Genomic DNA, 13,349 nt, shown 5'->3' with positions numbered 1-13,349 from the left:
AATAAATTACAAGAAGAGGTATGTATGAGTAAGCTTGAAAACTTGAAAGGAAAGGTTGCTGTCGTGACCGGTGGCGCCTCCGGTATTGGCAGAGGCATCGCCGAACAGCTCATAGCTGAGGGAATGACGGTCGTCATTGCTGATATCGAAGAGGGAACACTTCAAGCCACTGCCTCGGAAATCGGTGCGGTAGGTATTCGCACTGATGTAAGTAATTACGAAAGCGTCGAGGCATTGGCTCGCGCCACGGTCGAACGCTTCGGTACAGTCCATGTTGTTTGCAATAATGCTGGTGTCGGGCCCATGGGAGCGATCGCCGATTTGTCCATCTCCGATTGGCGCTGGATTATTAATGTGAATCTCTGGGGCGTCATTCATGGCGTCCAAGCGTTTCTCCCCATTCTGAAAAGCAATGCCGACGGCGGCCATATCGTGAATACGTCGTCGATGTCTGGCCTTGCTACTACTCCGGAGCTTGGTTCCTATTGCGTCACCAAGTTTGGTGTGAATGCCCTTTCTGAGGTATTGAGCCAGGAGCTCGAAGGCACCAATGTAGGCGTAAGTGTGCTTTGCCCTGGACCGGTGCGGACCAATATTGGCAAGAGCTCGCGTAATCGTCCGAATGAGCTGAATGACGGCAAGCTCCATGACGTAATGCTTGAGGAAACTGAGCATTTCGGCAACGTCCAGATTCCATGGCTGACGCCTGAATACACGGGTAAGCAGGTCGTTCATGCGATCAAAGAGGGTGAGCTTTTCATCTTCCCGCACCCTGAACTATTCGGCTTTATTTCCGATCGCCATGCATTGATCGATGCGGCTGTGCAAAAGGCTCTCGATTGGAAAGAGAAGAATCCGGCCTGAATCGTACGCATTGCATAATTTGCGGAGATATTGATGAACATCTCGAATTCAAAGAGCCAATGGTCAGAAGAGCGCCTTGACCTAGTGAGATCGGTCATTCGCGCTGATGTTGAGAAGGGTCTCTACCACGGTGCCGTGATCCGCGTATCACGTGCAGGCGTAGTTGGTCTGGATGAGGCCATAGGCTTTGAGGATGCTGATCACACCAGAAGTCTGAGCAGGAACTCGGTGTTCAGCATTTTCTCGCTGACCAAGGCATTTACCAACGTGCTTGCTCTGCGAGCTGTGGAGTTGGGGCAATTTGCCCTGACCACTAAGGTCAAAGACATCATTCCCGAGTTCATGGGGGCGCCCAGGGATAAGACCACACTTTTCCATCTGCTGACCCACACTACCGGTATGCCAGGGGTATGGACCCCGAAGCCCGATATGTATCAGGACCGCCTCGATGAGCTCCTGGCTGCAGTCTGTGAGAACGTACACGGTGTTATCGATCCAGGTCTGCGCTGCGACTACGCCCCCGCATGCAACCAGATACTGATAGCCGAGATGCTGAGGCGAACTGACCCCAAAGGTCGAGATTTCCGCAGCATTCTCCATGAAGACTTGTTTGCACCGCTGGGCATGGTCGATTCATGGCTGGGCGTGCGGCCGGATCTCCGTGCCCGAAAAGTCGTCCCGGACATGCGCGGCGTGGTTCCGATTGCTGTCCTGGGACGTACCCAGCCCGGGAAGTACAGCTTGTTCGAGGAAGAGGTGAACGAAGCCCCCCATGTTGGTGCAGTTTCTACTGCATCGGATATGTGGCGCTTTGCCGAGATGCTAAGGCTGAACGGCGAGTTGGATGGCGCTCGTATTCTTTCACCGCGGATGATAGAGCTCGCTCGTCAAAATTGGACTGGCGATCTCTACAACGAGCTTTACCGTGGTGTGGCCCTTCGCGCTGGTTGGGATAACCCGCCACCGGCCTACATCGGGCTAGGCTTCAGCGTGCGTGGCGAGAAGCTCGTGCATCATCAATTTGGCACGCTCACGTCTCGCGAGACCTTCGGAAATTATGGGGCTGGCACGACGATGTTCTGGATTGATCCTCAACTCGATATCAGCTTCTCTTGCCTAACTGCGGGCGTGCTGCCGCAGGCCGTCAACATCGAGCGATTCCAGCGCATGTCCGACATCATCGTTGGCGCTGCGGTCTGACTTAGTAGTTCACCCTTTGCGCGGTTATCTTGCTGGGGATTTCCGCGTTTCTTTTATCTCCGAACGCCCGAGTTTTCGCGAAAGCGACCATCTTCGTATTCCTAGAGCATCACGCTCATTCTGACGCCGAACAAAAGACCTTGCACTGGCTCGCTCCCAGTGCAGGGCATGCGCTGTGCTCTTTTGGGCGGGGGCAGACAAGCCGACATTTCGCTCGCATCTGTTCCGCGACGGCAAAGGAGGAACCTGCCACTCGAGGTGGGCGAGGGTTCTCCCTCGCGGTTCTAAAAAGCCGTGTGTTGCCTGTGAAGCAGAGCTGCAGGTGCAGATTGTTGGACCAGGCACCGCGTTCAAAAAACGCTGGTTACCTGCATCCTGTTCCGCGGTTGTGGAAATAGGTTAATCGGCGTCAGAGTGGCTGTTTCGTGCGTTCTGACGCCTTCGTAGTTCGGACGCTTGGTCGAGCTTCGATCTACTGAATGATCCCCAACTGCCTGGCGCGTTCCACCGCTTGAGAGCGGCGCCGGATTCCGAGCTTGTCATAGATCTGCTGCAGGTACCATTTCACCGATCCCTCGGTCATACCAAGCCTGTTGCCTATCTCGCGGTTCAGCATGCCGGCAGAGACCATTAACAGGATTTCCATTTCCCTAGTATTAAAGGCGCCGATAACTGGAACGTCCTCGGCCGTGAGCTTCGCCGCTTGGCTCGGGCTGCCGCCCATGTGTTCAAGAACTGTCAGAGCAAATGCGTCTCCTGTTTTCTCGCTAGTAGGAGTGCTCTCCAGTTGTTCTTTAAGCAAGCCTTCGAGCCAGGCACCTTCATCGAGGAACAAGCGAATAAAGCCACCAGGTTCAGCTGTTGATAACGCCTCTCTCAGCGTGCGCTGTGCGGCCCGTTTGTCTCCGGAGAGGAGTAGCAAGTGGGCTATCACCAACTCCCAACGGAGGCAGCTCCTCACGGCATCTCTGCCGTTAAGGTAGCGGTGCCACTGCTTGGCCAAGCCTATTGCCTCGGGAATTCGATCTTCTGCCTGGGCAACACGTGTCCATGCTAAGGCTCTGGCTTCGTCGCGGCTCCTAGAGGTTGCGTGCGGTGCTACTGTTGCGGCTGGCTCTCCGCGCAAGCCATGCTTCTTACCGAGGCGAATTACGTCATCGATCTCACCTCGACGCAACAGAAGCTTCAAGCGCTCAGCAAGACTGAAGAACTTCAAGCGATCAAACTGGTGTTTCGCAGCAAAGGCGTCAGCTTCATCGAGTAGGCTAAAGGCTTTAGTGGGCTTTCCATCGATCATCGCCAGTCGTGCGGCGGTTAGCCAACCAGCGATTGCCTGATCTACAAAGCCCCTTTGGCTCGCAGAGGGTAGGTATTGGGAGAGCAGCTCGCGTGATTGTTCCAGATCGTCCAACTCGTAGTGGATTTTGGCGAGATGCATGGCAATCAGCGCGGCTAATGGTGAGCCTTTCCCGTCAATCTTTTCAGCCAGTTGTAAAGCCACATTTAATTCATCGATAGCACGACGCGTCTGACCCGCTACGAATCGGGAGGGGCCGATCATCGCTTGGTGGTATATATCGGTAAGCCCGCGTTCAAAGTTACTGAAATACTCGAGGGCGAGAGAGTTAAGGCGCTCCATATCATCGAACTTGAAGCGCTCCCGTCGAGCGTACATCAGTGAACTATAAAGGCTGCCTTTAAGAAGAGGGTGTGCGTCATGATAGTTATCAATTAAATACTGTGCACTTTCTTCAACGTTTTCCAGGTTGTCGGAGAGTAGTGATAGCATCATTTCGCGATGATGGAAAATGAGGCGTAGCTCGCGAGACTCTTCATTAATACCATTCTTTCTCTCTTTCTCGTCCAAGCGCTGTCGGAGTGTAGAGAGCAGCCTTTTGCAAGTCTCGAACTGCCAAAGTGTCAGAAGCTTCCATACATGGGCCATGACAATCTTTGGATACTCCATCATAGTATCCATAGGGATTTTCTTGACCAGTGCTAAGGCTTCTTCCTTGGCGTCAAAAATTTCCTCCAAATGAGAGTTCATTATCTCGGCGGCCCGCAGATCATCTTGCGCCTGGATCGCATGACTAAATGCTTCGTTAAAATTGCCGGTGTTTTCAAGAACTCGACTTGCGCTGATGTGAAGTTCTGACACTCGATCTGAATATCGCTCCAGTAGTGTGCGATAGAGGAATTCAGAGAATAATGGATGTAGTCGGAAGTCCCGATTTTCGCCATCCAATGGGAGTAGAAAAAGCCCTTGGGAAAGACACTGAAGAAGTTTTTGCTGGGCGTCAGTGCGTTTTGTCAGGAAGTTACAGGTGGAAGCATTCAAGGTGGAAAGTATCGACGTCAAAATAAGGAACTCTTGAACGTCGTTAGGTTGATCTGCCAAGACATCTTGAAGGAAGAAGTCGGCAAATTGGCGCCGTTCGCCGCTAAAGTTCTTTAGGTCTTGAATAAGCTCGGGAGTGCGCTTAAGTAGCAGCGCAGCCAGCTTCAGACCTCCTGCCCACCCTTCAAGGCGCTGTACCAAGGACCGAATGTCTTCGGGGGTGATTGCTGTCACTGCGTCTGCCGCCAGCAAAGCGGTCGTTTCGTTTTCTTCGAAACGTAGGTCCTGGCTGGTAAAGTCAGTCACTTTGCCATGCATTCGGTGTCTTGCGACTGACAGACATGGCTCGCCACGAAAGGAGAGTACAAATCGTACTCCTTGCGGAGTGTGGTCGATGAGCATGGAGAGGAGACGCACCGAGTCGGTGCCTGCCAAATGGTGAACATCATCCAGAAAGAGGTACAGCGGGGATTCTTCGCTCGCCTCAATCAGGGCCATGGTTCGATTGAAGGCTTCACTTAGTGTGTTGGAGCCAACCCGACTAATCGGGCCATGGATTTGATCCACATTGGATGCCAGCTCGATGGCTGCTCGGAGATAGGCACTGAAGACCGGCAGGCTCTGGTCTAGTGGGGTTATCGAGAGCCAAGCAGTCTGCATCCCTGACTTTTGCAGCTCCTGCTGGAGCTCGGCTAGCAAGCAGGTTTTGCCGTAGCCTGCCGGCGAACTCACAAGCGTCAGCGTTTTATGCGCACCCGATAGTACCAAGCTGCTTAGCTTCGCTCGGGCTACAAGGTTGCGAGCGTCAACCGGTGGCTGCAGTCTGGATGCGATCAGATATATCTGGTTCGGTTCAAGGGCGTCACGGTTGTGCGGCCCTTGGTCCTTAGTAGAGGCAGGAATCATGGCCATAGCTCTTCTTATTGGTATTGGTACCCTCAGCGGAATATGCCGAAGTAACTCTGCAGCAGCAAGGTGGCCTGGCGGGTAGCTCAACCCTAGCGTATTGCTGCCGCGCTAGCCATCCCATGGCCGCGTTGCAGACGTTGAGGCAACATCGTGCCTTCGAGTCGAAAGCCCCGTGAGCAGGCTTCCCAATTGCTCAAGCGCTGGTGTCTCGTGCGGTCGTCAATCGCGGGTTTAGCGACCTAATCCGAAGAAAGAACTCTATCCAGTGGCGAGTCGAGCTGTGCGTCAAGGGCACGAACAGCTTCAACCAGTTCTCTGGTGGCTTGAGGGCCAAAGCGAACCTGTAGTGTGCGCCGCTGATTGCCTGGATGTGGATTTGTGTAGACGATCTGCAGCTCTCGCTCGTTGACGTCGAACCGAATATCCGACGTTGCTTGTATGTTTGCGACGGTGAAAATCATTCCAATATCCATTGGTTTGGGGGCTGAGCGGGCACCATGTGATGACGCGCGCCCAACCAATAGTCGTTGCCCTGACTACAGAGGCGCGGTTGATCAAACTCTCCAATCTCTTGGTGGCGAGCCCTGTTCGTCCAAGATGGCAGAAGGGTGTGCTGCCTCAGGATCGAAATGATCCTATCTTTGGATGGCCGTAGCAGATGGATGCCCGGCGGTTTGCTGGCCTGTCTCGGACCGCGAAAGCTAAATCCGAAATTGCTGAACCAATTGTTGGAGCTCCGTGCCCAAGCGAGTCAGCTCAGTGCTGGCTAGCGCGACACGTTGGGTGGCATCGGCGCCTTGGTTAGCAACACTGCGAACATTCTCGACGTTCAGGCTTATCTCCACCGCAACGGTACTCTGCTCTCCGGCAGCGGCGGCAATCTGTCCGTTAAGTAGCTCGATGCTGCTTACCGCCGAGGTGATTCGGTTGAGTGACTGCCGTGCCTGTTCACCGTACGCCACTGCCTGGTTGCTTAGCTCGGAGCTCTCGGTCATTTGCTGTAGAGCACGCAAGGAAATACCTTGCAGCTCTGCGACAAGAGCTTCGATCTCGTGTGTCGACTCTTGAGTTCGCCGTGCTAGGGCCCTGACTTCGTCGGCCACTACCGCGAAGCCACGCCCCTGCTCGCCGGCACGAGCCGCCTCAATCGCCGCATTGAGTGCCAACAGATTGGTCTGCTCAGCCACCATTTTGATGACGTCCAACACGCCACCTATGCGCTCACTGCTTTGGTGAAGGTCCCTAATTACATCAGTGGATGACTTCACGTCGTTGGCAAGGCGGCCGATTTGCTCCGCGCTTTTACGCACTACATGCTCGCCAGCTTTGGCGTGCTTGTTTGCATCTGCGGCTGCTCCGGAAGCATTCTCTGCATAGTTGGCGACCGCCTCGGCAGAGGTTGCCATCTGGCGCGTGGCGTTAGCCGCGAGCGCTGTCTGGCGTTGCTGGTCAAGCGCACCGCCACTACTTTGTTGACTGGCTTCCTGTAACGCACCCGCTGCACCACGCAGTTGATCCACGCCATCCAGGATCCGACGTATGAGCTCGCGCAGGTTGGAGGTCATGCCTCCCATCGCTCGGTAAAGCTGACCGAGTTCGTCGCGCCGCGCTGTTGTGATGTTCTGGCTGAGGTCTCCAGCGGCTATGCGTTTGGCGAGGTCCAGCGTCTGATGGAGTGGTGGCAGGATCAATTGGCGGATCCCCCATCCTGCCAGCAGTGCAAGCGTGAGAATGACGCCGGCGCTGACAACCAGCAGATGCAGAATGGTATCAGCATAGTTTTCCAACCAGTCTCGATGGCTATTCAAGGCCTCATTGGCACCCTGCAATACGCGGTCGGCCAGCTCTTGCATTTGCATCGCGCTGTGCTGGTTGGCTGCGCGGCTTTCACTGTATCGCTTGAAGGCCGAGTGGTAATTGGTAAGGGCTTCTTGTGCTGCCTGGAGGATGTCCTGGTGTTCCTCGCCAATCCGACCCCGAAGCCGCGACACATCTGCCTCGGCATCGCTCATTATCTCCTTCCAAGCGGAGAGTTCTTGCTTATCGTCCCGCTGAACATATCCAAATTCATAGCCCCGCATTTGCAGGAGTAGGCGCAATAGCGTCGAGGAGTTTTCTGCAAATGTTAGGGTGTTTGGATCTAGTTCGCCTTGACCGTTCACCGATTCCCGTAAAGCACTGAACATGTCTAGCTCTACGAACTCAAGTTGAATTCGAGCGTTGTCGGCTTGTTTCTGCATTTCGGCTAACGCTAAGTCTGATTGAGTCTTAGTGGCGTGGAAATGGTCAAACTGCTCTCGATAGGCACGAGCATTGAGTCTAATTTTTTTCAATTGCTCATGGTTAACTGTACTTCTATCTTCCAGGATTTCGTTGACTCGAATGTCTAGCTTGGAGAGCTTGAGCTCTAGGAGGTCAGCGTTCTCTTGTTTGCCCGTCAGAGAGAAGTCTTTCTCGGCTCCACGAGCTTCCTGCAGAAGAAGGTTTAGTTCACCGATTGCTTGGCTCTGTCTATTGCCATCCAGTAGAAGCTCGGCTGTCTTTAAGGCCATGGCAATTGCCGCGATGGACAGCAATGAGACCAAACCAAAGGCCAGCATCATTTTTTTGCCAACGTTTAGGTCTGCGAGAAAAAATATGGTGCGTTGCAGCATCTTATTATCCTTCTGGCTGCTTTAAGAGAGAGCTTTTAATGGGCCAGGAGTCGAATACAAAAGCTCGTTAAAAGGCACTGGTTTGTGGTGGGTGGATCGCAATATATTTATTGAATTAAGCGATACATGATTCGGCTTAATCTCCTGCAGTGGCTTATCTAAATTTATTGTGCGCGCAGGTTCTGCTTGTCTAACAGGCGGATCACCTGCCGAAAGATAGTGCTTCCCGGCGTTGGCCTTCCTCTCCGGCATATCGAGGATCTTTGCAGCGTGAAAGCCTCGCACTTAGCTAGGTCGCCGTACCTGCCGGTTCAGGAAGGGTCTACTGCTGTTTCGCCCCGGGCAGGGGAGAGGGGGGCAGTTTCATTGTGGGCGGCTTCGGCTGTGGTGACTGGGGGTGAACCTGCTTGGTTAGGTGGCGCCGTGTACGACGCTGCTCCTACTTCCATAGATGGGGCGATCTACACCACCGAAATACGAGCGAGCGAGGCGCTCGGTCAGGTGATCGCGGGCAGGACAGATGGAGCAATGAGCTCGCCATTAACGACAGGGCGACCGCTCTGGCGTCGAATCGCCTCACTCCAATGCCGGCCCATACCATCGCTGTGCGAGCGGTCGTGGCTGCTGCGCGACATTACCCATCGGGAGCTTTTAACGCCGCTGGGTATGACCTGGGGGTATCCCGATCTGCGTGCTCGGAGGGCGCTGAGTTGCGTGGCGCAATATCCATTTAAGGCCTGGGGCAGACCTGCTGTGGCGCTTCACTCTGTTCGAGGCCGGCGGCGCTGCACACTTCGCCGCTTTGCGGTAGCTGCGACGATTTCAGTCCCCGATTGCTGCCTTCCCGCTTGTGGCTCGGCCTATCCATCGATAGGTGGATGCATGAAGTGCCTTGGGTACCGTCGAGACGCGTGCTTGATTGCTCACCGGTTCGGCTCCGACGGAACCACTCAGAAGGAGAGGCCGCAGGGATAGGTGAAGCGATGCCAGCTGGTTGGTCCTTCAGAAAGCTCAACTTTTCTGGGGGGCCGGCGAAAGGCACCCAACCAAGCATCCTCAAGGCGTGAAAATAAGAAAGACCGAAAGGTCGGAGGATTACATGCAAAATCTGCTTTCAAACAAGCGTTGGCAGCTCTCGTTGGTCTTCGCTATTGCTCAGGTTTCCTGCGGTATGGCCGCTGCCGCCGTTTCTTCGCAAGAGGCTCAGCAGCTGGGCACGACGCTCACCCCGATGGGGGCTGTCAAAGCGGGCAATGCGGAGGGAACCATTCCTGCGTGGAGCGGGGATAATTCGCAATGTCCTGCAAATCTCCCGAAGGGAAGTCTGGCATGGGAACCTTTCGCGGACGAGAAGCCAACGCTGACCATCACGTCGAAGAACATGGCTGAGTACGAGGGGCGACTGTCTCTCAGTGTTCAGACCCTGCTGAAGAACAATCCTGATTACCGAATTGACGTTTACCCGACTCACCGGACCGCGACTGCGCCGCAGTGGGTGTATGACGACACCAAAAAGAACGCAACCAACGCTACGATTAGCGATAGCGATAAAGCGGTGCACGGTGCCTATGGCGGCGTCCCATTCCCGATCGCCAAAACCGGCGGTGAAGCGCTGTGGAACCACTACCTTTCGTGGAAAGGTGAGGCGGTGGACACCCTCGCGGACCTCATAGTCGTTGACACCAATGGTTCCAAGTCTCTGACCGCTCGGATAGACGCCAGTCGCGTCTTCCCGTACTACGTCCAGAATGGCGAGGCGCAGTTCGACGGCAAGCATTGGCAGCTTTCCCGCGCAGAGATTAAGGCTCCCGCACGTCGAGTAGGGGAGGCTACAGTCGGGACCTTGCCGATGGATTACCAGAACGTGCCCTTCGGCTCCTGGCAGTACATGCCAGGCCAGCGCCGCGTACGCAAGCTGCCGAACGTGCAATTTGACACTCCGAACTTCTTCGTCTCTGGCGTTGCCAACTTTGACGAAGCCTACGGTTTCTTCGGTTCGCCAGAGCAGTACGAGTGGAAGCTGGTTGGGTCGAAGGAGATGTACATCCCCTACAACACCAACAAGCTGCTCAAGGCCGGCCAGGATGCGGCGATTGGCGAGCGCTTCTTCAACCCTGACCATGTCCGTTGGGAGCTGCATCGCGTCTGGCAGGTAGAAGGCAAAGTGCGAAGCGGTGTGCGGAACGCCGTGGCGAGCCGTACCCTGTACCTGGATGAAGACACGTGGAACATCGTGTTGAGTGACCTGTGGGACACTCAAGGCAAGCACTGGCGCGGCGGCATCATGTACTCGAGCATTTCCTGTGATCTGCCGGGTATCGTGGCATTGCCTTTCCAGAACATCGACTTCCAGCAGAATGCGTATGTAGTCGGTGAGTGGAGTGACCATTACACCCCACGACAGGCTCGACCACGCTCCTTCTATTCCGCGGAGTCCTTGGTGCAGAGCGCGCAGCGCTGACGAAAAGAAAGGGGGGCAGACTGCCTGTGCCCCCCTCGATTCGCGCATTCAATGATACGGGCCGCGCCGCCCGCGCTGACCTGATAAGAAGAAGCTAGCTAGCGAGACTTTCACTGGCTGAAGCGTCACTACAAGAGGCTACCTACCGCCCTGACGGAGGTTCGAGATGCACCGTGACACCTATGCCGTTGCCCCCGTCGTCGCGATAAAGCCAGAAAGTCGCACGCCGCTGTCGGCCACCAGGAGTCCAGCCTTTAATACCCAGGGATTGATCGTACGTCCTCGGTTGATGAAACAGCTCCGAGCTGCTCAGGGCCAGAGAGTGATCTCTCTACGCGCTCCCGCGGGGTATGGTCGATCCACACTACTGTCGCAGTATTTCATCGAGCTACAAGCGTCGGGAGTTGCATGCTTCTGGGTCGGGTGTCGCAATGATGCTGACGCCACGGAGATGCTCATTGCTTTGCGCGATGTGTTTTGTCGTCGAGCCGATCTGGCATCTTTGCATGCTGACCCGGGCTCCTGTCTGCGTAGTGCGACGCAGCTAAGGGACATCAGGACGCCCTTGTTTGTCTTTATCGACGATCTGCAGTGCGTAGAGGGCGCAGCCCTTGAGGCAATTGACGAGCTGTTGGAGCGGGCGCCTGCCAACCTCCATTTTCTGCTTTCCGGGCGCGGCCAGCCTTCGCTTCGGCTGGCTCGCTTTCGCATGCGAGGTGAGTTGTTGGACCTGGATGTCCACGATATGGCTTTCGATGAAGACGAAGTCGCCTGTCACTTTGGGAATCAGGGCTTGGAGTCCTCCTTGGTTTCAGATGTACCAACTCCTTTTCAGCGTATTGAGGGATGGGTTGGTGGTCTGAATCTCTTGAGCCGCGCGATCAGATCGGACGGTGGTCAAGTCAGCAATCTCACCAGTATTGAGGAAAGAGCGCTCTTTCAGGAGTTTTTCTTCGAAGAGGTTTTTGAGCCGCTGGAATCTGATCTCCAGGATTTCCTAGTGTCCTGTGCCATTCTGGAGCGTTTGGAGCCCGAAGCCTGCGCGATAGTCAGCAAGCGAATAGACGGTCTGAGCCTGCTTAAGGAGTGCCAGTCCAGAGACCTGTTTGTTTTTACTGATCACCCCAAATCGCAGTCTTATCGGTTGCATACCCTGTTTCGTGAGTTCCTGCTCACGTATCTATCGGAAAATGATGGGGCCAAGCTGAGCTATTTGCACCGGGAGGCAAGCGACTTCTACGTGCTCAAAGAGGAATTCTTCAAGGCGTTCAATCATGCGTTGAGCTCCGGAGACCAAGAGCTGGCCGCGAGCATTATTGAAGATAACCATGTGGCTTTCTTTGAGCGAAGCGATGACATCGCTTGGCGAATGGTTGAGCAGCTTCCTTCCTCACTAATAAGTCGTTACCCCCGGATTCTGATCTCGCAAGCTTGGTCCATGCTTCATCTATGGAAGTTTGAGACGGCCAAGGAGTTGCTCGCCCAGGCTAGGCGTTGTCTCGGTGATCCGGAATACATAGCAAAGTACTCGCCGGAATTTATTGAGGTAATGCGGAGCGAGCTTCTTCATCGAGAGGCCATGTTGTCAATGATGATTGACGATACGCCACTGTTGGAGACGCAGGCTCGTAGCCTTGTTGAGAAGTACAGTGACGCGCATCCCATCATTCGCGGTAGCATCTACAACGCGTTGCTGTATGCGCAGAGGGAGCGCTTCAAACTCGATGAGATTGAAAGGTTGAGTAACCTGACGCGTGAATATCTCAGTCGGGGTGAAAGCAAGCTCTCCATTATTGTGCATGAGGCGGTAATTGGTCCTTCCCGATTTATGGGCGGACAAACCGAGGCCGTTATCACTGGACTCACTAAAGCGCTCACTGCAGCGGAGTCGATCGCTGGCATAGGGTCGCCCTATGCAACTATCCTTGCTCTGCCGCTGGCGGAAGTGCATTACGAGCGCAACGAACTGGATCAGGCGCGTCGGCTGCTAGAAATATACTTGCCGCACGTGGAGGCCGAGGGCTTCGTAGATCAAGCGATCGCAGGATGGCTCACCGCAGCGCGTCTCGCGTTCAATGATGGTGATCCAGAAACCGCATTCGATTTGCTCGACAAAGCTGAAGTAGCCGCCGCCAAGCATGGTTTTGACCGTCTGCATTATTCGGCCCTGGCTGAACGCCTGCGCTGCCTGTTACGCATGGGGGAAGTGAATGAAATGATCCGTCAGGGCCGGAAGCATGGCTTGATTGGGCAATTCAGTCATTTGAAGCCGTCGCTGGGCGTGACCACCAAGGATGAGGTAAAGGCACTTTGTAGCGTACGTGTGGCCATTGCGCAGAATCGGCTCAACGAAGCGATGGATCTGGCCAAGCATTGGCAGCGTTATTTGGCTAAAGCTGACGCTACCCGCAACTTCCTCCGTTGGGATGTGGTGCACACTCATTTGCTAGTCCTAACTGGCGATGAGCGCGGGGCTCAGCGAAACCTTAAGCGCTCTCTAGAGCTTGCGGCTCGGGGGCGTTTCATTCGCACCTTCTCGGACGAGGGAGCTTGGCTCAGTGGTCTGCTAATGGGAGCGGAGTCAGCAAGTGGAGAAGAAGGAAAGTCCGCCGAGGAGTTTATTGAGGAAGTCCTAATTTCATTCCGTGATACGAAAAACTCCGTTGCAAAGAGGGCAGAGCCAGCAGTCGTTGAAAACGTCCTGGGAGCTTTGAATGGACGTGAAATCGAGATACTTCAACTGGTTGATGAAGGCCTCAGAAACAAAGAAATAGGTCGAAAGCTGAGTATCACGGAGGGATGTGTGAAGTGGTACCTGCAACAGGTATTTGACAAGATTGGAACGCGTCGCCGTGCGCAGGCGGCCAGCAGAGCTCGACAGCTGGGGCTCATGCGTTGAGTACACGCCGAAATTTATGGATAT

Annotated in this window: 7 protein-coding genes; 4 read left to right on the top strand and 3 right to left on the bottom strand. The window is 54.7% G+C overall.

What is annotated here, in order from left to right:
- Positions 1–24 precede the first annotated feature (24 nt).
- On the top strand, positions 25–864 hold the full coding sequence (locus E8F06_RS10065; RefSeq protein ID WP_280360136.1) for an SDR family NAD(P)-dependent oxidoreductase: 840 nt from the start codon (positions 25–27) through the stop codon (positions 862–864).
- Positions 865–897: 33 nt separating this feature from the next.
- The gene (locus E8F06_RS10060) at positions 898–2,064 is read left to right on the top strand and encodes a serine hydrolase domain-containing protein (protein ID WP_280360138.1); all 1,167 of its coding nucleotides are present in this window, start codon (positions 898–900) and stop codon (positions 2,062–2,064) included.
- Positions 2,065–2,536: 472 nt separating this feature from the next.
- Here E8F06_RS10060 and E8F06_RS10055 read toward each other — a convergent pair whose 3' ends face one another.
- The 3 genes from E8F06_RS10055 to E8F06_RS10045 all read right to left on the bottom strand — a co-directional run bounded on the left by E8F06_RS10055 (position 2,537) and on the right by E8F06_RS10045 (position 7,965).
- Positions 2,537–5,308, bottom strand: a complete 2,772-nt coding sequence (locus E8F06_RS10055; protein WP_280360140.1) for a LuxR C-terminal-related transcriptional regulator — start codon at positions 5,306–5,308, stop codon at positions 2,537–2,539.
- A 242-nt stretch (positions 5,309–5,550) separates the two neighbouring features.
- Complete coding sequence (locus E8F06_RS10050; protein ID WP_280351895.1) at positions 5,551–5,772, bottom strand: hypothetical protein; 222 nt, start codon at positions 5,770–5,772, stop codon at positions 5,551–5,553.
- A gap of 240 nt (positions 5,773–6,012) precedes the next feature.
- On the bottom strand, positions 6,013–7,965 hold the full coding sequence (locus E8F06_RS10045) for a methyl-accepting chemotaxis protein (protein ID WP_280360141.1): 1,953 nt from the start codon (positions 7,963–7,965) through the stop codon (positions 6,013–6,015).
- 1,099 nt (positions 7,966–9,064) lie between these two features.
- Between E8F06_RS10045 and E8F06_RS10040 the strand changes: the two genes are divergently transcribed.
- Together E8F06_RS10040 and E8F06_RS10035 are read left to right on the top strand one after the other, a co-directional pair.
- On the top strand, positions 9,065–10,426 hold the full coding sequence (locus tag E8F06_RS10040) for a DUF1329 domain-containing protein (protein ID WP_280360143.1): 1,362 nt from the start codon (positions 9,065–9,067) through the stop codon (positions 10,424–10,426).
- Between the two features lie 166 nt (positions 10,427–10,592).
- On the top strand, positions 10,593–13,325 hold the full coding sequence (locus E8F06_RS10035) for a LuxR C-terminal-related transcriptional regulator (protein ID WP_280360145.1): 2,733 nt from the start codon (positions 10,593–10,595) through the stop codon (positions 13,323–13,325).
- The last annotated feature ends 24 nt before the right edge of the window (positions 13,326–13,349 follow it).

This window comes from Pseudomonas sp. BN411 (assembly GCF_029871235.1).
Classification (GTDB): Bacteria; Pseudomonadota; Gammaproteobacteria; order Pseudomonadales; family Pseudomonadaceae; genus Metapseudomonas.
The sequence above is the reverse complement of the archived record's forward strand: the minus strand, read 5'-3'. Positions and strand labels throughout refer to the sequence as shown.